Origin of the sequence: Mesorhizobium sp. M3A.F.Ca.ET.080.04.2.1 (assembly GCF_003952525.1) — a bacterium.
In the GTDB taxonomy this organism is placed as follows: Bacteria; Pseudomonadota; Alphaproteobacteria; order Rhizobiales; family Rhizobiaceae; genus Mesorhizobium.
On sequence record NZ_CP034451.1, the window covers coordinates 593,878 to 614,977 of the forward strand.

The following is a 21,100-nucleotide window of genomic DNA, read 5'->3' on the forward strand; positions in this document are numbered from 1 at the left end:
TGCAGCAATCGAACATGCTTGGTTTTTGTGCATGCCTGAGTTGACCACATTGGCTCTGCCGCTTGATGTCGGCGGTGTGACGATTCGCAATCGCGTATTCCTCGCGCCGATGTCGGGCATCACGGATGAACCGTTCCGCCGCCGCGCGCATGGGCATGGCGCCGGTCTTGTCGTATCGGAAATGGTCGCGAGCGGCGAACTGGCCAAGGGCAGGGCAGGCTGCGACCTTCGCATCCGCCATTCAGGCCTGCCTGTTCATATGGTTCAGCTTGCCGGCCGCGAGGCTGCCCACATGGCCGAAGGTGCGCGGATAGCGGCCGGCGAGGGCGCCGACATTATCGACATCAACATGGGCTGCCCGGCGAAGAAGGTGACCGGCGGCTATGCCGGCTCGGCGCTGATGCGTGATCTCGACCACGCGCTGTCGCTCATCGAAGCGGTGATCGGCGCCGTTTCGGTGCCGGTCACGGTCAAGATGCGGCTCGGCTGGGACGAATCCGCGCTCAATGCCCCGATACTAGCGCGCCGCGCCGAGCAGGCCGGCATACGGATGGTCACCGTGCATGGCCGCACGCGCTGCCAATTCTACCAAGGCAAGGCCGATTGGCGGGCGATCGCGCGCGTCAAGGAAGCCGTATCGATCCCGGTGGTGGCCAATGGCGATGTCGGCTCAGCGCAAGAAGCGGCGACGATCCTCGACCAGTCCGGCGCCGACGCGGTGATGATCGGCCGCGCCCACTACGGCGCGCCCTGGATTGCCGGCAGTATTGCGGCCGCCGCCGCTGGTGCAGGCGCGGCAGGTATTCCCGAAACGGCGCATGGTCTCGCCGACTACGTCGTTGCCCACTACGAAGAAATGCTCTCGCTCTATGGCACAGAAAGCGGGCTTCGGCAGGCACGCAAGCATCTCGGTTGGTATCTCGACCGCCATGCGGCCAATGTTTCTGCCGAGCAGCGCAAGCGCATTCTCACGTCCTTCGAGCCTGCCGAAGTGATTGCCGGATTGTGCAGGACATTCGTCGAGAACGGTGAGCCGGCCAGGCTGAGGAGCGCGGCATGACCATGACTGGTCCACAGGGCACCGACATGCCGGACGCAGCCAACATTGTCCTCAACACCATCCGCCGTCCGGTGATCATGGTCGATTCCGGCGGTTTCATCACCTTCGCCAATGCGGATGCCGAGGATTTCTTCCGCTCCAGCGCGACAATGCTTGCCCGCAACACGCTGTCCAAGCTGGTGCCGTTCGGCAGTCCGCTGCTGACGCTGGTCGACCAGGTGCGCGAGCGTCGCGCGCCGGTCAACGAATATCGCGTCGACGTCTCCTCGCCGCGCCTCGGCATCGAGAAGATGGTCGACCTCTATGTCGCGCCGGTGCCGGAATTCCCGGGTTCCGTGGTGGTGATGTTCCAGGAACGGTCGATGGCCGACAAGATCGACCGTCAGATGACCCATCGCGGCGCTGCGCGTTCCGTCACCGGTCTCGCCGCCATGCTGGCGCATGAGATCAAGAACCCGCTTTCCGGCATTCGGGGTGCCGCCCAGCTGCTCGAACTGTCGGCCTCCGACGAGGATCGCGCCTTGACCCGCCTCATCACCGACGAGACCGATCGCATCGTCTCGCTGGTCGATCGCATGGAGGTGTTTTCGGACGAGCGGCCTATCGAGCGCTATCCGGTCAACATCCACGTCGTGCTGGACCATGTGAAGGCGATCGCCAAGAACGGTTTTGCCAGGCGGATCAAGATCTTGGAGGAATATGATCCATCGCTTCCTCCGGTTTTTGCCAATCGCGACCAGTTGATCCAGGTGTTCCTCAATCTGGTCAAGAACGCCGCTGAGGCGATCGGCGCCGATCCGCAAGGCGAGATCGTGCTGTCGACGGCTTTCCGGCCGGGCATCCGGGTTTCCGTGCCGGGAACGCAGGACCGCGTTTCGCTGCCGCTCGAATTCTGCGTGCGCGACAACGGCCCCGGCGTCTCGGAGGACATCCTGCCGATCCTGTTCGACCCGTTCATCACCACCAAGCCGAACGGCTCAGGCCTGGGGCTCGCATTGGTGGCCAAGATCGTCGGCGAGCATGGCGGCGTCATCGAATGCGATTCGACGCCGCGCGGAACCACCTTCCGCATCCTGCTGCCCGCCTGGAAGGCGAGCGCGCCAGACACCGAGGAAGACCCTGAAGGAGACCGCAAATGACGGTTCGCGGCAATATCCTCGTCGCCGACGACGATGCGGCCATCCGCACCGTGCTGAACCAGGCACTGTCGCGTGTCGGCCATGAGGTGCGGGTGACGTCCAACGCCTCGACGCTGTGGCGCTGGGTGGCGGCAGGCGAGGGCGACCTCGTCATCACCGACGTGGTGATGCCGGAGGAGAACGCCTTCGACATGCTGCCGCGGATCAAGAAGGCGCGGCCGGAACTCCCGGTCATCGTCATGAGCGCGCAGAACACCTTCATGACCGCCATTCGGGCTTCCGAGACCGGTGCCTACGAATACCTGCCGAAACCGTTCGACCTCACCGAACTGCTCAATATCGTCAACCGCGCGCTGGCGGAGCCGAAGCGGCCGAAGCTCGACTCGCGCGCCGACGACCAGCCGGAGACGATGCCGCTGGTCGGCCGCTCGGCCGCCATGCAGGACATCTACCGCATGCTGGCGCGCATGATGCAGACGGACCTGACGGTGATGATCAGCGGCGAATCCGGCACCGGCAAGGAGCTCGTGGCGCGCGCGCTGCACGAATATGGCCGCCGCCGCGGTGGCCCGTTCGTCGCCATCAACATGGCGGCCATCCCGCGCGACCTCATCGAATCGGAGCTGTTCGGCCATGAGAAGGGCGCCTTCACCGGCGCCCAGAACCGCTCCACCGGCCGCTTCGAGCAGGCGGAGGGTGGCACGCTGTTCCTGGACGAGATCGGCGATATGCCGATGGAGGCGCAGACGCGTCTGCTGCGCGTGCTGCAGCAGGGCGAATACACCACCGTCGGCGGCCGCACGCCGATCAAGACCGACGTGCGCATCGTCGCCGCCACCAACAAGGATCTCAGGACGCTCATCAACCAGGGCCTGTTCCGCGAGGATCTGTTCTATCGCCTCAACGTCGTGCCGCTGCGGCTGCCGGCGTTGCGCGAGCGCTCCGAGGACATCCCGGACCTTGTGCGGCATTTCTTCAAGCAGGCCGCAAGCGAGGGCCTGCAGACCAAGCGCATCTCCTCCGGCGGTATCGAACTGATGAAGCGCTACCCCTGGCCCGGCAATGTGCGCGAACTGGAAAACCTGGTGCGGAGACTGGCCGCGCTTTACTCGCAGGACGAGATTTCGGCCGAGATCATCGAAGCGGAGCTCAAGACCGGCGAGCGACCGGTCGTCCCGGGTACAGGTCCTCTCATTCCGGACGACCTGTCGATCGGCCAGGCGGTCGAACATTTCCTACAGCGCTATTTTGCCTCCTTTACCGGCGACCTGCCGCCCGCCGGACTCTACCAGCGCATCCTTGCGGAGGTCGAATATCCACTCGTGCTGGCGTCGATGACCGCGACGCGCGGCAACCAGATCAAAGCGGCAGAGCTTTTGGGCCTCAATCGCAACACGCTGCGCAAGAAGATCCGCGAGCTTGGCGTCAACGTCTACAAATCGGCCAGGCAGCCCTGATGCTTGCCGCCAAACCGTCGCGGCGGATTGGCAGCCAAGACTTGCATCGAAACAAAGACTTACACCGACTGCGCTAATCCACTTCGGCGAAGGGCTTCAGCGCATCATCGCTTTTTGGGGAAATGAGCCGGGGAAAGATTTCCGTCCCGGCCACACTTGTTGCATAATCGCCACAATGCGTTGCATACATCCGACGCATCACTGACTCTAGACGGCGACATGGCTTCGCAGGCTCCGACATTGAATCCAACGCTTTTCAGCCGCCCCGGCGCGGGTGAGGCCCGCCGCCTGCTGGCGCTGCCGGGCGTGGTCGCGATTGCCGGAGCCTTGATCACGGCCGCGATCTCGTTCGCCATTCTGGTCGGCGCGACGCCGATAGCCCCGAATGCCGAGACCACATGGACGCTGATTGCGGTCAACGCCGTTTTCGTCCTGTTCCTGATCGGGCTGGTTGGCCGCGAGGTGCATCGCATCGTCATGGCGCGCCGGCATGGCCGGGCGGCGTCGCGGCTGCACGTTCGCATCGTGGCGAGTTTCGCCCTGGTCGCTGCCATCCCGGCGATCATGGTGGCGATCATCGCCTCGATAACGCTCGACATAGGCCTCGACCGCTGGTTCGAGATACGCACCAAAACGATCGTCAACTCCTCGCTGTCGATTGCCGATGCCTATGTGCAGGAAAATGCGCGCAACCTGCAGGGCACGACGCTGTCGATGGCTTACGACCTCGATGCTTCGCGCACGCTTTATGGCCTGGATCGGACCGGCTTTCTCGAGCTCATGAACAAGGAAGCCGTGGGCCGCGGACTCGCGCATGCCGCGCTGATCAAGCCTGACGGCTCCTTTGTCATGAGCGCCAAGACGAACGCCGATTTCGCCATGCCGGAGCCGCCGGCCGGCGCAGTGGAGACCGCCGCCGCCGGCAAGCCGGTGCTGATCGAGCCGCGCACCCGCAACATCATGGGCGCCATCGTGAAGCTGCGCGAGATCGAGGGGCTTTATCTCTACACGATCCGTCTCGTCGATCCCGATGTGATCAAGGCGCGCCAGATCGTTCGCTCCAACACGGATGAATATCGCAATCTGGAGGACAATCGGCGCACGTCGCAGGTGGCCTTCGCGCTGCCCTATCTGTCGCTGACGCTGATCGTCATCCTGTCGGCGATCTGGACCGGCATTGCGGTCGCCGACCGGCTGGTGCGGCCGATCCGCCAGTTGATCGGTGCCGCCGACGAGGTCGCGACCGGCAACCTCGACGTTGCCGTTCCCGTCCGGCACTCCGACGGGGACGTCGCCTCGCTGGGCGAAACGTTCAACAACATGATCCTCGAGCTCAAGTCGCAGCGCAACGAGCTTCTCTCCGCCAAGGACCTGATCGACGAGCGGAGGCGCTTTTCCGAAGCGGTGCTGGCCGGCGTCACGGCCGGCGTCATCGGCGTCGACCCCTATGGCATCGTCACAATCGTCAACCGCTCGGCCGAGACCATGCTTGCGATCTCGGCTACGGCGGCGCTCGGGCAGAACCTTTCAGCGCTGTTGCCGCATGTCGGCCGCGTCTTCGAGATCGGCCGCAAGTCGGGCAAGCCGGTCTATCGCGAGCAGGTGACCTTCTCCCGCGCCGGCACGGAACGTACGTTCAATGTGCAGATCACCATCGAGGAGGGCGACGATGGGTCGGAGGAGAAATCCTATGTCGTGACCATCGACGACATCACCGACCTCGTCCAGGCCCAGCGTTCGTCAGCCTGGGCCGACGTCGCGCGGCGCATCGCACATGAGATCAAGAACCCGCTGACGCCGATCCAGCTGTCAGCCGAGCGCATCAGGCGCCGTTACGGCAAGGTCATCACCGAAGACCGCGAGGTCTTCGACCAATGCACCGACACCATCATCCGGCAGGTCGAGGATATCGGCCGCATGGTCGACGAGTTCTCGGCCTTCGCCCGCATGCCGAAGCCGGAGATGAAGGTGATCGACCTGCGCGAATCCCTGCGCGAGGCATCGTTCCTGGTCGAAGTCAGCCGCTCCGACATCGCCTTCGAGCGCGATTTCGGCAATGAGCCTCTGAAGGGAACTTTCGATAGCCGCCTGATGGCGCAGGCCTTCGGCAATGTCATCAAGAATGCTGCGGAAGCAATTGACGGACTTGATGCAAAGGACCGCTCCGACGGCACAATCCGGATTCAAGCAGGGCGTCAAAATGGCGCCATTCGAATCGATGTCATCGACAATGGCCGAGGGCTGCCGCGCGAAAATCGCCAAAGACTCCTGGAGCCCTATATGACGACGCGCGAAAAGGGCACCGGGCTTGGCCTCGCTATCGTCAAGAAGATCGTGGAGGACCATGGTGGCCGTCTCGAGTTGCATGATGCGCCTGAGGAATTCCACGGCGGCCGGGGTGCGATGATCTCGATCATCCTGCCGCCGGCGGCAGTCGTTGCCGCGCCGCCACGCGGCGATAGCCGGAACGAACACGAACGAGAAACTGAAAAGGTCGGTAATGGCGTCTGACATTCTCATCGTCGATGACGAGGAAGACATCCGCGAACTCGTCGCCGGTATTCTGAGCGACGAAGGCCACGAAACCCGCACGGCATTCGATGCCGACAGCGCGCTGGCGGCGATCGCCGACCGCGCGCCGCGCCTGATCTTTCTCGACATCTGGCTGCAGGGCTCACGTCTCGACGGGCTGGCGTTGCTCGACGAGATCAAGACGATGCACCCGAACCTGCCGGTGGTGATGATCTCGGGCCACGGCAACATCGAGACGGCGGTGTCGGCAATCCGGCGCGGCGCCTATGATTTCATCGAGAAGCCGTTCAAGGCCGATCGCCTTATTCTGATCGCCGAGCGCGCGTTGGAGACGTCCAAGCTGAGGCGGGAGGTCTCCGACCTCAAGCAGCGCAGCGGCGAGACATTCGACCTGATCGGCATGTCGTCGGCGATGAGCCAGTTGCGCCAGACGATCGAGCGTGTCGCGCCGACCAACAGCCGGGTCATGATCATCGGCCCGTCAGGGTCCGGCAAGGAACTGGCGGCGCGCGCAATCCACGCACTGTCGGCGCGCAAGGGAGCTCCCTTCGTGACGCTGAGCGCCGCCACCATCACGCCCGAGCGCATGGAGATCGAGCTGTTCGGCACCGAATCGAACGGCACCGAGCGCAAGGTCGGCGCCCTGGAAGAGGCGCATCGCGGCATTCTCTATATCGACGAAGTGGCGGACATGCCGCGCGAGACGCAGAACAAGATCCTGCGCGTGCTGGTCGAGCAGCAGTTCGAGCGGGTAGGCGGCACGAAGCGGGTGAAAGTCGACGTCCGCATCATTTCCTCCACCTCGCAGAACCTGGAGGCGATGATCGCCGACGGCCGCTTCCGCGAGGATCTCTATCATCGTCTGGCGGTGGTCCCGGTCATGGTGCCGGGACTGGCCGAGCGGCGCGAGGACATTCCCTATCTTGTCGACAATTTTATGAAGCAGATCGCGCGCCAGGCCGGCATCAAGCCGCGCCGCATCGGCGACGACGCGCTCGCCGTGCTGCAGGCGCACAACTGGCCGGGGAACGTGCGCCAGCTGCGCAACAATGTCGAACGGCTGATGATCCTGGCGCGTGGCGGCGATGTCGATGCGCCGATCACGGCAGACCTTCTGCCGTCGGAAATCGGCGATGTCATGCCGCGCACGCCGAACCAGTCGGACCAGCACATCATGGCGCTGCCACTGCGCGAGGCACGGGAACAGTTCGAAAAGGATTATCTGATCGCGCAGATCAACCGCTTCGGCGGCAACATCTCCAAGACGGCCGAGTTCATCGGCATGGAACGGTCGGCGTTGCATCGCAAGCTGAAGTCGCTGGGTGTCTAAAGCAATTTCCAGGAAAGTGCGCAGCGGTTTTCCGTTCGGAATTGCGCTTAAAGCGCGTCGCGCTGGGCGGATTCAGGCGACGCGCTTTAAGTCTCTGTTTTGATGCATGTCGTTGTCCCAGAACCGCGTACACTTCTGGGCGACATGCATTAACTGCCAATCCCGATTGGCCCACCCGATTGTTCATTGCGGCAGCGGCGGAATCGCCTAAGAAAGCCGAATTACCCCGAGGTGTTCCATGCCGCGCATTGCCTATGTCAACGGGCGCTACGTCGTCCATGCCGACGCCAGCGTCCATATCGAGGATCGCGGCTATCAGTTCGCCGACGGCGTCTACGAGGTCTGCGAGGTGGCGCGCGGCTATATCGTCGACATGCCGCGCCATCTCGGTAGGCTCAGGCGCTCACTAAAGGAACTGTCGATCGGCTGGCCGGTCTCGGAGGCTGTGCTGCCGCTTCTGCTGCGCGAGGTGGTGCGCCGCAATCACGTCGTCAACGGTCTCGTTTATGTCCAGGTGACGCGCGGTGTCGCCAGCCGCGACTTCGTCTTTCCGGCGGCAGGCACCAGGCCGGCCCTGGTGATAACCGCCCGCAAGGCCGATCCCTCCGCCGCGGCCAAGCGAGCCGAGGCCGGCATCAAGGTTATCACCGTGCCGGAGATCCGCTGGGACCGCGTCGACATCAAGAGCACCGGGCTCTTGCCCAACGTGCTCGCCAAACAGAAGGCCAAGGAGGCCGGTGCGCAGGAAGCGTGGTTCGTCGATGCCGACGGCACGGTGAAGGAAGGCGGTTCATCCAATGCCTGGATCGTCACCCGCGATGGCGTTCTGGTGACGCGACCGGCAGAGCACGGCATCCTTCGCGGCATCACCCGCACAACCCTCTTCGAAGTCGCCGCAAGCCTCGGCCTGAAGATCGAGGAGCGCGGATTTTCGGTCGCGGAAGCCAAGGCGGCGCGTGAGGCGTTCATCAGTTCGGCGACCACAATCGCCATGCCGGTGGTCGAAATCGACGGCTCACCGGTCGCAAATGGTCATCCGGGCTCCATGACACTTTCCTTGCGTCAGGCCTTTTTTGACATTGCGGAAAAAAGTCCAGCCTGATAACCGCAAAGGTGGAATGAATCTCAATTATCTCGTTCTGCTTGCCGTTCTGACGGCAAGAGGGGGTTTGCGCGCTTGACAGGTGCCGATTAATTTGGCGCATTGGCCTGCAGACCGAAGGGGATCGGCGAAAGACAAAAACAATGGCGGAACGATCGCAAAACCTTCAGGACCTGTTCCTGAATTCTGTTCGCAAGAGCAAAAATCCACTCACCATCTTCCTCATCAATGGCGTGAAGCTGACCGGCGTGGTCACTTCGTTCGACAATTTTTGTGTGTTGTTGCGGCGTGACGGACACTCCCAGCTTGTCTACAAGCACGCCATTTCCACGATCATGCCGAGCCAGCCGGTTCAGATGTTCGATGGCGAGGAAAGCCAGGGCGGCTGATTGGCACGTGAGAACGACGCGGATCGCAACGTCCGCGGGAAACCAGCGCACCAGTTGAGCTCGGAGGACAAGGCTCCGACCCGGGCCGTTGTCATTGTGCCCGTGCTTCAGCGCCAGCCGCGCGGCGAGGAGGAGTCCAGCCGGCCGCGTCTCAGCCGCTCGGCTGATGCACGCCATGACGAGGCGGTGGGGCTTGCGAGCGCCATCGACCTCAATCCTGTCCATACGGCGGTGGTAACGGTTGCCGATCCGCGCCCGGCAACGCTGCTTGGCAGCGGCAAGGTGGCGGAATTTGCCGAGATCGTGAAGGAGCGCAAGGCAGAGCTGGTCATCGTCGACCATCCGCTGACGCCGGTGCAGCAGCGCAATCTCGAAAAGGAACTGAACGCCAAGGTGCTCGACCGCACCGGGCTGATCCTGGAGATCTTCGGCGAGCGGGCGCGGACCAAGGAAGGCACGCTGCAGGTCGAACTTGCGCATCTCAACTATCAGAAGGGCCGGCTGGTGCGGAGCTGGACCCACCTCGAACGGCAACGCGGCGGCGCCGGTTTCCTCGGCGGGCCGGGTGAAACCCAGATCGAATCCGACCGGCGCATCCTGCAGGACAAGATCACCAAGCTGAAGCATGAGCTGGAGACGGTGCGCCGCACGCGCGACCTTCACCGAGCCAAACGCAAGAAGGTGCCGTTTCCGGTGGTGGCGATCGTGGGTTACACCAATGCCGGGAAGTCGACGCTGTTCAACCGGTTGACCGGGGCAGGGGTGCTGGCCGAGAACATGCTGTTCGCGACGCTCGACCCGACGCTGCGTCGCGTGCGCCTGCCGCATGGGTCGCCGGTCATCCTGTCGGACACGGTCGGTTTCATCTCCGACCTGCCGACGCATCTGGTCGCTGCCTTCCGGGCGACGCTGGAAGAGGTGGTCGAGGCCGATCTCGTGCTCCACCTGCGCGACATCTCCGACCCGGACACCGCGGCGCAAGCCGAAGACGTCGAGCGCATCCTCGGCGATCTCGGCGTCGATGCCGGCGACACGAACCGGGTGATCGAAGTGTGGAACAAGATCGACCTGCTCGACGAAGGCAACCGGGAGCGCCTGCTGGCCGAGGGTGCCGCCGGGAAGGCGCCGCCCGTCGCGATATCGGCTGCGACCGGGGAGGGGATCGATGCGCTGAAAGCATTGATCGAGACGAGGGTCTCGGGGGAGCTCGAAGGGCTGACAGTGACGTTGAGCCCCGCCCAGCTCGGCCATGTGGACTGGCTCTACCGCAACGGCGATATCGTCTCGCGCACCGACAATGAGGACGGCAGCGTCACCATCTCGCTCACGGCGACGCGCAGCGCAAGGCAGGAGATCGAGAGCCGGCTGCACCGCAAGAACAGCGGCTAAGCCGCGGGTTACTTTGCGCTTTTGGCCTGCTGCCAGAGCGCTTCCATCTTATCCAGCGTCGCTTTCTCCAGCGAACTGCCCGAGGCATCCAACTGCCGCTCGACAAAATGGAAGCGCGACCGGAATTTCTCGTTGGTGCCGCTGAGCGCCGCTTCGGCGTCGAGCTTGAGGTGGCGGCCGAGATTGACGATGGCAAACAGCATGTCGCCGAATTCGTCCTTGATGGGTGCTGCGTCGCCCTTGGCGAGCGCGTCGCGCAACTCGCCGATCTCTTCCTCGATCTTGTCCAGGATGGGAGCCGCCTCGCTCCAGTCGAAGCCTACGCGGGCCGCCTTTTCCTGCAGCTTGAGCGCGCGGGTCAGTGCGGGGAGAGCTACCGGAACACTGTCGAGAAAGCCCTTGCCATGGTCTTCCGGGTCAAGGCCGCGGGCGATACGGGCGTCGCGCTTCTCGGCCTTCTCGACGGCCTTGATCTTCTCCCACATGCCCTTGGCCATGCCGGCGCTGCGCGCCTCTTCGTCACCGAAGACATGCGGGTGGCGGCGGATCATCTTGGTGGTGATGGCCTGGACGACGTCGCCGAAGGCGAATTCGCCAGCCTCGTCGGCCATCTGGGCGTGGTAGACGACCTGCAGCAACAGGTCGCCCAGTTCCTCGCGCAGATCGTCGAGATCGCCACGCGCGATCGCATCGGCCACCTCATAGGCTTCCTCGATCGTGTAGGGAGCGATGGTCGCGAAATCCTGCTCGATGTCCCACGGACAGCCAGTCTGCGGCGCCCTCAGCGCCGCCATGATCTCGATCAGCCGCGAAATGTCCTTGGAGGGCTTCATGGGAGACAACCTATCCCGCGGCAGCAAGCCGACCAATCCCGGCGGCGCGCCGGAATGACTTGTCCACAGTCCAGACCTTCAGTCGAGCACCGAGACGATCACCTTGGCGAGCTCGTCCATGCCGTCCTCCGGCAGGCCGGCCACGTTGATGCGGCTGTCGCCGACCATATAGACGGCGTGCTCGGTGCGCAGGCGTTCGACCTGCGCTTCCGTCAGGCCAAGCCTGGAAAACATGCCGCGATGGCTGGCGACGAAGTCGAAACGGTCGGAGTTCGACTGCCGCCTGAGCGCCTCGGCAAAGGCGACCCGCAGCCTGAGCATGCGCAGCCGCATCTGCTCGAGTTCCGCTTGCCAATCCGCCTTCAAGGTCGCGTCTTCCAGCACCATGCGCACGGCAGCGGCACCATGGTCCGGAGGCATGGAGTATAGCGCGCGCGCCGCCGACAGCATCTGGCTCATCGCCACATCCGCCTCGGCGCTGTCCCTGGCCATGACCATCGCAGCACCCACGCGGTCACGATAGACGGCGAAGTTCTTGGAGCAGCTGGAGGCAACGACCATTTCCGGGACCTTGGCCGCCAGCAGCCGCAGGCCTGCTGCGTCGGCGTCGAGGCCGTCGCCGAAGCCCTGATAGGCGATGTCGACGAACGGGAGCAGGCCACGTTCGGCAACGAGATCGGCGACGCGGCCCCATTGCGCCGCGTCCAGGTTGGCGCCGGTCGGATTGTGACAGCATCCATGCAGCAGCACGACGTCGCCGCCGCTGGCCGCCGCAAGCGCGGCCAGCATGTCGTCGAAGCGCACGGCGCCGGAAGCTGCATCGAAATAGGGATAGTTTCGCACTTGCAGGCCAGCGCCCCGCATCACCGGCATGTGGTTCGGCCAGGTCGGATCGGACAGCCAGACCGTCGCGCCGGCGCGCGTGCGCTGCAAAAGCTCGGCAACCAGCCTGAGCGCGCCCGAACCGCCAGGCGCCTGCGCCGCGCGGATGCGTGAAAGGTCCGCCTTCTCGCCGAAAGCGAGCTTGATCATCGCGGTATTGAAGGCGGTATCGCCCGCAAGACCGAGATAAGTCTTGCTGTCCTGGCTTTCCAGCAGCCGCTTTTCGGCCTGGCGCACGGCGCGCATCACCGGCGTCCTGCCGTCGCGGTCCTTGTAGACGCCGACGCCGAGATCGACTTTGCCAGGGCGCGGATCGGCACGATAGAGGCCGATCAGGGCAAGGATCTTGTCGGCGGGCGCTGGCTGCAGGGTCTCGAACATCGATAGGGCTCCAATGGCGGCGAAGTGATACGCAAAACGGGCCTGCTGCGCCAGCGCTTTCCTCCGCGTCAGCGAAGGCGTGACCTTGGCGGCGCCATGAGCAGGTTGTGAACCAACGACGCAATGTCCACCTGAGCGCAAAGAGACGGTGGCAGCGGGATTAAATCTTGCCGCGCTCCGTAAACAGGGCATGAAACGGTCCATGGCACGGTTCGATATCGTGGGGCAGCTTGGCTCACTTCGCCGCTATGCGCGCTCGCTGACGCGCGACAGCGCCGATGCGGAGGATCTGGTCCATGATGCGCTGCTGCGCGCCTATGAGCGACGCGGCACGTTCCGCGCCGGCGGCAACCTGCGCGCCTGGCTTTTCTCGATCATGCACAACGCCTTTATCGACAAGCTGCGCTCGCGCCGATCCGAGGCTGCGCGCATCGAGCAGGCGGCGCACCTCTCTGATCCGAGCGTGCCAGCGTCGCAGGACCATTCGGTGCGGCTGGCGCAAGTGCGCGACGCATTTCTGTCACTGCCGGAGGAGCAGCGTTCGGCGCTGCACCTCGTCGCCATCGAAGGACTGAGCTACGCCCAGGCTGCGGAGATCGCCGGCGTGCCGCTCGGAACCTTGATGTCGCGCATCGGCCGCGCGCGTGCGGCGCTGCGGCAGATGGAGGACGGCGCCCCGGCGCGCGGCAACAACCATTTGAGGATCGTTGGAGGTGAACCATGACGGCAATTGTCGATCCGGTGACGGATGCCGACCTCGACGCCTATATCGACGATCAGCTGGATGTCGCCCGCCGCATCGAAGTCGAAGCCTTCCTGTCCGCCCGCCCGGAGGCTGCCGCGCGTGTGATGTCGGACCTCAGGACGCGCGATGAACTGCGCGTGGCGCTGGCCGGCCCGGCGGGCGTGGCGCGCCCGGCTACGGCCGATGCCGCGCGGCGTCTGGAGAGGGGCCTTGCCAGGAGACGCGTCTTTGCCGTTCTGCAGCGGGCGGCGGCTGCCGCCGTGCTGGTTGCGGCCGGCTGGCTTGCAAGCGGAATGTTCGGGCCGATGGCCGTGACCAAGGTCGTCGCCTCGACCCAGCCGCCGGCCTATGTCGCGGATGCGGTAAGGGCGCATAGAACCACCCTGGTACGCGAGACCATGCCATCCCAGCCGGAAGCGCCAGGCTACAATGCGGACGAAATCCGTGCCGCGACCGCAATCGTGATGCCGTCGCTGCCCGCCGACTGGAGGATCCGCGACGTGCAGGTCTATCCGTCGCAGTTCGGGCCAAGCGTCGAAATGGCAATCGAAACGAACGACCTCGGGCTGGTTTCGCTGTTCGCCATCAGGCCGGGCACATTCGATGTGGTCAAGCCGACCGTCGTGCCCTCTGGCGACATCTCGTCCGCCTACTTCCAGATCGGCGAGGTCGCCTACGCCGTCGTTGGTCGCAGCGACGCCGGCAATCTCGACCGAGCCGCCGAAAGGCTGGCCAGAACGCTTTACTGAGACATCCGATCGAACCGATCCAATCAAGGAGAACCCGAATGAACAACCCCAATCTGGGATATCGAATGGGTACCGGCGTGCAGGCCGGAGCGATCTATGACGAGGGCCTGCGCCGGCACATGCTGCGCGTCTACAACTATATGGGCCTTGGCCTTGTGGTCACCGGCCTTGTCGCGCTCGCCGTGGCCTCGACCCCGGCGCTCTACGTGCCGATCTTCTCCAGCCCGTTGAAATGGGTGGTGATGCTGGCGCCGCTCGCCTTCGTGATGCTGTTCTCGTTCAAGATGCAGACGATGTCAGCGGCGAGCGCGCAAGCCATGTTCTGGGCCTTCTGCGCCGTCATGGGCCTGTCGCTCGCTTCGGTGTTCCTCGTCTTCACCGGCACCAGCATCGCGCGTACCTTTTTCATCGCCGCGACCATGTTCGGCGCCACCAGCCTCTACGGTTATACGACCAAGCGCGACCTGACCCAGTTGTCGTCCTTCCTGATCATGGGCTTGATCGGCGTAGTGATCGCCAGCCTGGTGAACCTGTTCCTCGGGTCGAGCGCGCTGCAATTCGCCATATCGGTCATTGGCATCTTCGTCTTCATCGGCCTGACCGCCTGGGACACGCAGACGATCAAGGAGCAGTATGCCGAGAATTTCGATGCGGAATCGCAGCAGAAGCTCGCCGTCTTCGGCGCCTTCTCGCTCTATCTGAACTTCATCAACATCTTCCAGCTGCTGCTGAATTTCACCGGCGAGCGCGAATAGTCCGGACCGTTGCAGGCAACAGCTTCGGAAATCTTGCCGTGGCCGGAGGGAAACCTCCGGCCACGATTGTCTGGGGCGGCATCGCGAGCGCGCATCGCGCTCGTCAACGTAAGGCAGAGCCCGACGCGCTTGAGTTCACGCGAAGCCTTTTGCTAGCCTGCCGGCCACGCCAAAGCCAGCCGCGAGGACGCATGGAACAGGACAGCCGGACACTTCACGGCGAGGGCATCTCGGTGACCATCGTCGGGCAGGGGGCCGAATTGGTCTCCTTGCGCGATGCCGATGGTGTCGAACTCATGTGGCAGGCCGGACCGGAATGGCGGCGTCATTCGCCGGTTCTGTTTCCGATCGTCGGTCGACTAAAAGGCGATCAACTGCGCCATCGCGGCCAAACCTATCCGATGACGCAGCACGGCTTTGCCCGCGACCGGCGGTTTGCCTGGGCGGAGCAGGGGCCATCCTCCTGCACGCTGGTCCTGACCGACGATGGCGAAACCCACGCCCGTTACCCGTTCGCCTTTCGCCTCGCCATCAGCTACAGCGTCGGACCTCGCCGGCTCAGCGTAGCATTCGAGGTCACAAACACAGGTGATGAGGTGCTACCTGCCTCGATCGGCGCGCATCCGGCCTTCAACTGGCCGCTGCTGCCGGAATTGCCCAAGGAATCCTATCTGCTGACCTTTGACAAAGATGAGCCGGCCCCGATCCGCCGCCTGAAGGACGGTCTGCTGCTGCCGGCACCGCAGCCCACGCCCATCGAAGGCAGGAGGCTTGCGCTCTCGGAGCGGCTGTTCGATGGCGACGCCGTCATCCTGGACCGGCCGGCCAGCACGAGCATGCGCTATGCCGCAGAGCGCGGACCGGTGATTGAAATGTCGTGGCAGGGCTTTAACGAACTTGGCATCTGGTCCAAGCCGGGCGGCGCGCCATTCCTGTGCATCGAGCCCTGGCATGGTCTAGCGAGCCCAGTCGATTTCGATGGCGAGTTCACCGACAAGCCTGGCGTGATGTTGATTGAGCCGGGCGCGAAGCGAGTGCTGAGTTATCAGATCGGACTGCAATCCGCTTAGATTGCAGCTGCATACAAAAGTCGCATAAGATAGATTATGGAACCAAAGCGAAAGGCGCGAAGCCGGGAATCACTGCAGTTTCGGCCTTTGTCTCCACCCTGAGCGCATTGCGCGTCGCTGGAAGACGTGGCACCGATGCGGCTTGCAGGCCCACGCCGTTTCAACGGTGCCGACGCTGGTCGTGTCGATCCAAGAAAACGACCGCCGAATGAACAAGCGTCTCTACGGCGCTGACTCGTAAGGAATTTCGACGACCATGCCGTCATAGCCGGGCACCACATGATCGGGCGTCTCGGCCATCACAGCGGCATAATCGAGCGGCACGTGCATGTGCGTCAGCACGGCGTTTCGTGGCGCCAGCTTCTCGATCCAGTCCAGCGCCTGGCCAAGCGACAGATGGCTGGGATGCGTGTTGTACTGCAGCGCGTCGATGACGAGCGTATCGAGACCGCGCAGGCGATCGGCGGTGGCGAGCGGGAAGTCGCTGATGTCGGGGCAATAGGCCAAGCCGCCAATGCGGAAGCCGAGCGAAATGATGTCGCCATGGATCTGCGGCAGCGGCTCCAAGGCGAGGGGACCCCCCTCTCCTTCGATCACCACCGCTGTGGTGTGGTCGATCAGATGCGGCTTGACGATCGGCGGATATGAACTGCCGGGCGGCGTCTCGAAACAATAGCCGAAAGCTTCGCGCAGCCGCTGCATGGTCCGCTCATCGGCATGTATGTCGATGCGGTGTCGCTGCTCGTGCACATAGCCGCGCAGGTCGTCGATGCCGTGAATGTGGTCGGCATGCGGATGGGTGTACACGACAGCGTTGATCCGTCTGACTGAGGCCAGCAGCATCTGCTCGCGGAAATCCGGCCCGGTATCGATGACAACCGTGGTGCGACTGCCATTGGCCGCGATGCGCTCGACGAGCGCTGCGGTGCGCATGCGCCGGTTCTTCGGGTTGGCCGGATCGCAATTGCCCCAATCGCCAGTGATGCGCGGCGTGCCGGGCGACGAGCCGCAGCCGAGAATGGTGAGGCGCAGCCGGTCGCTCATGTCTCAGGCGGCAGCCATGTTCAGGCGCGGCATCTTGGTAAACAGCCGGAAGACGTTGTCGGTGGTGATATCGGCGATCTCGGCCTCGCTGACGCCGATGGTTTCGGCCAGAACCTTGGCCGTGTTGGCAACATAGGCAGGTTCGTTGCGCTTGCCCCGGAACGGGATGGGCGCGAGATAAGGCGCGTCTGTCTCGACGAGAAGCCGCTCGCGCGGCACGTCCGCAGCGATGCTGCGCAATTCGGTCGAGTTCTTGAAGGTCAGGATGCCTGAGAACGAGACATAGCCGCCCAGCGCCACGCCGGCCTCGGCCAGCCTGCGCCCGGACGAAAAGCAATGCAGAATGAAGGGGAAGGCGCCCTTCTCTGTTTCGTCCTCGAGGATGGCGGCCATGTCATCGTCGGCGTCGCGCGAATGGATGACCAGCGGCAGACCGGTCCGGCGCGCCGCATCGATATGGGTGCGCAAGCCTTGCGCCTGTGCATCGCGGGGTGCTCGGTCATAGAAATAGTCGAGGCCGGCCTCGCCGATCGCCACCACCTTGGGATGGGCCGAAAGCCGCACCAGTTCTTCGGCGGTCACGTCGAGCTCTTCCGCCGCATTGTGCGGATGGGTGCCGACGGAGCAATAGACCTCTTTGAAGGAGTCAGCGATATCAAGGATTTGCTGAAATCGCTTCACCCTCGTCGAGATCGTCACCATGCGGCCAATCCCGGCATCGAGGGCGCGGGCGACGACGGCCGCCCGCTCCTCGGCGAAGTCCGGAAAGTCGAGATGGCAGTGGCTGTCGACAAGCATCAGGCTTTGGTGTCCTGCTCGACATAACGCGGGAACACGCCGTCCGGTGCCGGCAAGGCGGTGCCGGGCACGAGCGCATGGTCGGCGTGGACATGCTCGAAGGTGCGTTTGTCCGCGGGCACCGCCAGCAGATCGAGCAGCTTCGCGGCCGATCCTGGGATGAAAGGCTGACACAGCACCGTCACGCGCCGGACGACCTCTGCGGTCGTCCACAGCACCGTCTCCATGCGCTCGGGATCGGTCTTGCGCAGCGCCCAGGGCGCCTGCGAGGCGAAATACCGGTCGGCTTCCGCGACAACGCCAAAGATCGCCGCCAGCGCCAGGTGGATGCCCTGCTCCGCCATCGCCCTGCGCGCCACGGCCAGCGCCTCCACCGCCTGGTCGAGAATGGCGGTGTCGGCCTCGGCCAGTTCGCCGCGCTTGGGCACCACGCCGCCGCAGTTCTTGGCGATCATCGACAGCGAACGCTGCGCCAGGTTGCCCAGCCCGTTGGCGAGGTCGGCATTGGTGCGATTGACGATCGCCTCGTGGCTGTAATTGCCGTCCTGGCCGAACGGCACCTCGCGAAGGAAGAAATAGCGCACCTGATCGACGCCGTAATGTTCCACCATGGTGAACGGATCGATGACGTTGCCGACGGACTTCGACATCTTCTCGCCGCGGTTGAACAGAAAACCATGGCCGAAGACGCGCTTGGGCAGCGGGATGCCCGCCGACATCAGGAACGCCGGCCAGTAGATGGCATGGAAGCGCACAATGTCCTTGCCAATGATGTGCGCATCGGCCGGCCAGAAGCCCCATTTGTCAGCCTTTTCATCAGGATAGCCGACGCCGGTGATGTAGTTGGTCAAAGCGTCGACCCATACATACATCACATGCTTCTCGTCGCCGGGCACCGGCACGCCCCAGTCGAAAGTGGTGCGCGAGACCGACAGATCCTTCAGACCGGATTTGACGAAGCTCATCACCTCATTGCGCCGCTCGGCCGGGCCGATGAAGTCGGGCTGGCTTTCGTAGAGCGCGATGAGCTTGTCCTGATAGGCCGAAAGCCGAAAAAAATAGCTCTCTTCCTCGACCCACTCGACGGGCGTCCCCTGCGGTCCGTAGCGGATATTGTCGGCGCGAAGCTCGGTCTCTTCCTCGCCGTAATAGGCCTCGTCGCGCACCGAGTACCAGCCGGCATAACCGCCCTTGTAGATGTCGCCATTGGCGGCCATCGCCTTCCAGATCGCCTGGGAGGCGGCGTAGTGCCGCTCTTCCGTGGTGCGGATGAAATCGTTGTTGGAAGCGTTGAGCGCGCTCGCCATGCGCTTGAACTCGGCCGAGTTGCGGTCGGCGAGCTCGCGCGCCGCAATCCCTTCCTTCCGCGCCGTCTGCAGCATCTTGATCCCGTGCTCATCGGTGCCGGTCAGGAAGAAGACCTTCCTGCCGTCGAGGCGCTGGAAACGGGCGAGCGCGTCGGTGGCTATCAGTTCATAGGCATGGCCGATATGCGGCTTGCCGTTCGGATAGGAAATCGCGGTCGTGATGTAGAAAGTGTCGCGTGACATGAATGAACCGTCATGAATGTCTGAATGTGAGTTGTGGCGGTGGATATCGCATCAGGATGTCGATTGCCATCCCGAGGGAGTGCATGCCGCCCAAAAGTGCCCCGGTCTTGGGCCACGGCATGCATCAAAGAAACCGTCACATTCGCATCACAGAATTCAGGCGGTCGATCATGGTCAAGGCGTGCTGCTTCTTGTCGAGATTGTAGGTCTCGGCTTCAGATATCGTGTTCAGCGCCTCCTGCCAAGCTTCCGACAGCGTCTTGGCCCTGGCAAGATGGCCGGCTAGCGCCGCTGCGCTGGCGGCTGCAGCCAGCAGATCGAGTGCACGGCGGTTGAAGATGTCGAACTGGATCGCCTGGTCGCGGCCGGCAACAGCCTCGGCAAGTCGGTGTGCGCCGGCGATATCGCGTTTCTTCGAGGCCACCAGCGCATCCAGGGCGCCGGCGATCTCCAGCCCGCCATATTGGGTGAGCAGGATCGCGTTGCGGGCGCTGCCCCCTGCCCGCTCGGCCAACGCCGCGCGGGCGGCGGGATCGTCGGGTGGCGGCGGCTCGATGCCGTCCAGCACGGCCATCAGCTCTTCCGCGCCGAGCGGCGACAGCCGCACCATTTGGCAGCGCGACCGGATCGTCGGCAAAAGGCTTCCCGGCGCGTGCACGATCAGAATGAACAGCGTGCGGGCCGGCGGCTCCTCCAGATTCTTCAACAGGGCGTTGGCGGCATTGATGTTCATATCGTCGGCCGGGTCGACGATCACCACGCGGTAACTGCCGTCATGGGAGGTCATCGACAGGAAGCGATTGACCTTGCGGATCTCATCGACGGTGAGCACCGTCTTGAAACTCTTGGTCTTGTCGTTGGCCGGGCGCGTGAGGTGCAGCACCGACGGATGAGCGCCGGTGGCGATCTGGCGAAACAGAGACGATGCCGGATCGGGAACGGCCAATGTTTCAGGCGCCGTTGCATGAGCCGGATGCCTCAGCAGGTGATGCGCCAGATGGAAGGCGAGCGTCGCCTTGCCGATGCCGAGCGGCCCGGCAAGAATCAGCGCATGCGGCAGCTTGCCGGCACGATAGGCGGCGGCGAGCATGTTGGCCGTGTGCGCATGGCCGATCAGCCGCGGCGTTTCCGACGGCTCGGGAACGCCGTCCAGCGTATCGTGCTGTTCGGGGGCAATGCGCTCGAAGATCATGCCGGCGCCGTCTGCTTGCTCTCAACCGGCATACGCTTTTCGAGTGCCGCAAAAACCGCGGCCGTGACGACATTTTCCACCGTGTCGGGGTCGGCCGCGGCGTCGATCACGATGCAGCGGTCCGGCTCCGCCGTGGCGATCGCCAGGAATGCTTCGCGGCGGCGCTGATGGATGGCGAGTGTCTCCTTCTCGAAGCGGTCTGCGACGTCACCAGCTCCGCGGCGTGCTGCTGCGCGCTTCAAGCCCTCGGCGGGATCGATGTCGAAGATCAGCGTCATGTCCGGCACCATGCCATTGACGGCCACAGCCTCCAGCGCTTCCATGAAATCCGGGTCGAGCCCGCCGGTCACGCCCTGGTAGACACGCGAGGAATCGAGGAAGCGGTCGCAGAGAACAACCGATCCGCGCTCGACCGCCGGCCGGATGATCTGCTCGACATGGTCGGAGCGCGCGGCGGCGAACAGGATCGCCTCCATCTTCGGTCCGAACGGTTCAGCGGCGCCCGACAGCAGCACATGCCTGACCGCTTCGGCGCCCGGCGAGCCGCCTGGCTCGCGCGTGACCAGCACATCGTACCTCTTGGCGCGCATTCTGCGCGCCAGCCGCTCGATCTGCGTCGACTTGCCCGCTCCCTCGCCGCCTTCGAAGGTGATGAAAAATCCGCTCGCCAATCGAGAACGCCTTTGCCCGTGCTGGCCGCTGT

19 protein-coding genes are annotated in these 21,100 nt (G+C 63.9%); 12 read left to right on the forward strand and 7 right to left on the reverse strand.

Annotated features, from left to right (window positions below; genetic code table 11):
- Window positions 1–31: 31 nt before the first annotated feature.
- From dusB to hflX, 8 genes are all read left to right on the forward strand, one after another.
- Window positions 32–1,060: a tRNA dihydrouridine synthase DusB gene (gene dusB / locus EJ074_RS02780; RefSeq protein ID WP_095807435.1), complete on the forward strand. Its 1,029-nt coding sequence runs from the start codon at window positions 32–34 to the stop codon at window positions 1,058–1,060.
- The gene (locus tag EJ074_RS02785; RefSeq protein WP_095807434.1) at window positions 1,057–2,199 is read left to right on the forward strand and encodes a nitrogen regulation protein NR(II); all 1,143 of its coding nucleotides are present in this window, start codon (window positions 1,057–1,059) and stop codon (window positions 2,197–2,199) included. The genes dusB and EJ074_RS02785 overlap by 4 nt, the downstream gene beginning before the upstream one ends.
- Window positions 2,196–3,656 carry a nitrogen regulation protein NR(I) gene (gene ntrC / locus EJ074_RS02790; RefSeq protein ID WP_095807433.1) on the forward strand — a complete coding sequence of 487 codons (1,461 nt, stop codon included), beginning with the start codon at window positions 2,196–2,198 and terminating at the stop codon, window positions 3,654–3,656. Before EJ074_RS02785 ends, ntrC begins: the two co-directional genes overlap by 4 nt.
- 219 nt (window positions 3,657–3,875) lie before the next feature.
- Window positions 3,876–6,167 (forward strand): PAS domain-containing sensor histidine kinase, encoded by a 2,292-nt coding sequence (locus EJ074_RS02795; protein WP_165349829.1) that lies wholly within the window; start codon window positions 3,876–3,878, stop codon window positions 6,165–6,167.
- Window positions 6,157–7,518, forward strand: a complete 1,362-nt coding sequence (locus tag EJ074_RS02800) for a sigma-54 dependent transcriptional regulator (protein WP_095807432.1) — start codon at window positions 6,157–6,159, stop codon at window positions 7,516–7,518. Before EJ074_RS02795 ends, EJ074_RS02800 begins: the two co-directional genes overlap by 11 nt.
- 238 nt (window positions 7,519–7,756) lie before the next feature.
- A complete protein-coding gene (locus EJ074_RS02810) occupies window positions 7,757–8,620 on the forward strand; it encodes a D-amino-acid transaminase (RefSeq protein WP_095807431.1) in 864 nt (287 codons plus the stop codon).
- A gap of 143 nt (window positions 8,621–8,763) precedes the next feature.
- Complete coding sequence (gene hfq, locus EJ074_RS02815) at window positions 8,764–9,009, forward strand: RNA chaperone Hfq (protein WP_018428055.1); 246 nt, start codon at window positions 8,764–8,766, stop codon at window positions 9,007–9,009.
- Complete coding sequence (gene hflX / locus EJ074_RS02820) at window positions 9,010–10,398, forward strand: GTPase HflX (protein ID WP_129552758.1); 1,389 nt, start codon at window positions 9,010–9,012, stop codon at window positions 10,396–10,398.
- A gap of 8 nt (window positions 10,399–10,406) precedes the next feature.
- Here hflX and mazG read toward each other — a convergent pair whose 3' ends face one another.
- Window positions 10,407–11,231, reverse strand: coding sequence for a nucleoside triphosphate pyrophosphohydrolase (mazG, locus tag EJ074_RS02825; protein ID WP_095807429.1), 825 nt, complete (start codon window positions 11,229–11,231; stop codon window positions 10,407–10,409).
- Between the two features lie 78 nt (window positions 11,232–11,309).
- On the reverse strand, window positions 11,310–12,494 hold the full coding sequence (locus tag EJ074_RS02830) for an amino acid aminotransferase (RefSeq protein WP_129552759.1): 1,185 nt from the start codon (window positions 12,492–12,494) through the stop codon (window positions 11,310–11,312).
- A 202-nt stretch (window positions 12,495–12,696) separates the two neighbouring features.
- Between EJ074_RS02830 and EJ074_RS02835 the strand changes: the two genes are divergently transcribed.
- From EJ074_RS02835 to EJ074_RS02850, 4 genes are all read left to right on the forward strand, one after another.
- Window positions 12,697–13,218, forward strand: a complete 522-nt coding sequence (locus EJ074_RS02835) for a sigma-70 family RNA polymerase sigma factor (RefSeq protein ID WP_165349830.1) — start codon at window positions 12,697–12,699, stop codon at window positions 13,216–13,218.
- Complete coding sequence (locus tag EJ074_RS02840; protein ID WP_095807426.1) at window positions 13,215–13,988, forward strand: anti-sigma factor; 774 nt, start codon at window positions 13,215–13,217, stop codon at window positions 13,986–13,988. Before EJ074_RS02835 ends, EJ074_RS02840 begins: the two co-directional genes overlap by 4 nt.
- Before the next feature lie 38 nt (window positions 13,989–14,026).
- Window positions 14,027–14,743, forward strand: coding sequence for a Bax inhibitor-1/YccA family protein (locus EJ074_RS02845; protein ID WP_095807425.1), 717 nt, complete (start codon window positions 14,027–14,029; stop codon window positions 14,741–14,743).
- A gap of 191 nt (window positions 14,744–14,934) precedes the next feature.
- Window positions 14,935–15,813 carry an aldose 1-epimerase family protein gene (locus tag EJ074_RS02850; RefSeq protein ID WP_095807424.1) on the forward strand — a complete coding sequence of 293 codons (879 nt, stop codon included), beginning with the start codon at window positions 14,935–14,937 and terminating at the stop codon, window positions 15,811–15,813.
- Between the two features lie 222 nt (window positions 15,814–16,035).
- On the opposite strand, the gene EJ074_RS02855 is transcribed toward EJ074_RS02850, so the two are convergent.
- The 5 genes from EJ074_RS02855 to tmk form a co-directional block, all read right to left on the reverse strand.
- The gene (locus EJ074_RS02855; RefSeq protein ID WP_095807423.1) at window positions 16,036–16,857 is read right to left on the reverse strand and encodes an MBL fold metallo-hydrolase; all 822 of its coding nucleotides are present in this window, start codon (window positions 16,855–16,857) and stop codon (window positions 16,036–16,038) included.
- 3 nt (window positions 16,858–16,860) lie between these two features.
- Window positions 16,861–17,655 (reverse strand): TatD family hydrolase, encoded by a 795-nt coding sequence (locus EJ074_RS02860; RefSeq protein WP_095807422.1) that lies wholly within the window; start codon window positions 17,653–17,655, stop codon window positions 16,861–16,863.
- Window positions 17,655–19,205 carry a methionine--tRNA ligase gene (gene metG, locus EJ074_RS02865; RefSeq protein WP_095807421.1) on the reverse strand — a complete coding sequence of 517 codons (1,551 nt, stop codon included), beginning with the start codon at window positions 19,203–19,205 and terminating at the stop codon, window positions 17,655–17,657. Before metG ends, EJ074_RS02860 begins: the two co-directional genes overlap by 1 nt.
- A 136-nt stretch (window positions 19,206–19,341) precedes the next feature.
- Window positions 19,342–20,397 carry a DNA polymerase III subunit delta' gene (locus EJ074_RS02870; RefSeq protein WP_095807420.1) on the reverse strand — a complete coding sequence of 352 codons (1,056 nt, stop codon included), beginning with the start codon at window positions 20,395–20,397 and terminating at the stop codon, window positions 19,342–19,344.
- Window positions 20,394–21,068: a dTMP kinase gene (tmk, locus tag EJ074_RS02875; protein WP_095807419.1), complete on the reverse strand. Its 675-nt coding sequence runs from the start codon at window positions 21,066–21,068 to the stop codon at window positions 20,394–20,396. The genes EJ074_RS02870 and tmk overlap by 4 nt, the downstream gene beginning before the upstream one ends.
- Between the last annotated feature and the right edge of the window lie 32 nt (window positions 21,069–21,100).

What these genes read in the sequence shown, in the direction of transcription:
- EJ074_RS02835 (WP_165349830.1), top strand. Translation starts at nt 12,697, where the DNA reads ATGGCACGGTTCGATATCGTGGGGCAGCTTGGCTCACTTCGCCGCTAT.
- EJ074_RS02860 (WP_095807422.1), bottom strand. Translation starts at nt 17,655, where the DNA reads ATGCTTGTCGACAGCCACTGCCATCTCGACTTTCCGGACTTCGCCGAG.
- EJ074_RS02850 (WP_095807424.1), top strand. Translation starts at nt 14,935, where the DNA reads ATGGAACAGGACAGCCGGACACTTCACGGCGAGGGCATCTCGGTGACC.
- EJ074_RS02795 (WP_165349829.1), top strand. Translation starts at nt 3,876, where the DNA reads ATGGCTTCGCAGGCTCCGACATTGAATCCAACGCTTTTCAGCCGCCCC.
- EJ074_RS02870 (WP_095807420.1), bottom strand. Translation starts at nt 20,397, where the DNA reads ATGATCTTCGAGCGCATTGCCCCCGAACAGCACGATACGCTGGACGGC.
- EJ074_RS02845 (WP_095807425.1), top strand. Translation starts at nt 14,027, where the DNA reads ATGAACAACCCCAATCTGGGATATCGAATGGGTACCGGCGTGCAGGCC.
- EJ074_RS02855 (WP_095807423.1), bottom strand. Translation starts at nt 16,857, where the DNA reads ATGAGCGACCGGCTGCGCCTCACCATTCTCGGCTGCGGCTCGTCGCCC.
- hfq (WP_018428055.1), top strand. Translation starts at nt 8,764, where the DNA reads ATGGCGGAACGATCGCAAAACCTTCAGGACCTGTTCCTGAATTCTGTT.
- mazG (WP_095807429.1), bottom strand. Translation starts at nt 11,231, where the DNA reads ATGAAGCCCTCCAAGGACATTTCGCGGCTGATCGAGATCATGGCGGCG.
- EJ074_RS02840 (WP_095807426.1), top strand. Translation starts at nt 13,215, where the DNA reads ATGACGGCAATTGTCGATCCGGTGACGGATGCCGACCTCGACGCCTAT.
- EJ074_RS02830 (WP_129552759.1), bottom strand. Translation starts at nt 12,494, where the DNA reads ATGTTCGAGACCCTGCAGCCAGCGCCCGCCGACAAGATCCTTGCCCTG.
- EJ074_RS02800 (WP_095807432.1), top strand. Translation starts at nt 6,157, where the DNA reads ATGGCGTCTGACATTCTCATCGTCGATGACGAGGAAGACATCCGCGAA.
- ntrC (WP_095807433.1), top strand. Translation starts at nt 2,196, where the DNA reads ATGACGGTTCGCGGCAATATCCTCGTCGCCGACGACGATGCGGCCATC.
- dusB (WP_095807435.1), top strand. Translation starts at nt 32, where the DNA reads ATGCCTGAGTTGACCACATTGGCTCTGCCGCTTGATGTCGGCGGTGTG.
- EJ074_RS02810 (WP_095807431.1), top strand. Translation starts at nt 7,757, where the DNA reads ATGCCGCGCATTGCCTATGTCAACGGGCGCTACGTCGTCCATGCCGAC.
- metG (WP_095807421.1), bottom strand. Translation starts at nt 19,205, where the DNA reads ATGTCACGCGACACTTTCTACATCACGACCGCGATTTCCTATCCGAAC.
- EJ074_RS02785 (WP_095807434.1), top strand. Translation starts at nt 1,057, where the DNA reads ATGACCATGACTGGTCCACAGGGCACCGACATGCCGGACGCAGCCAAC.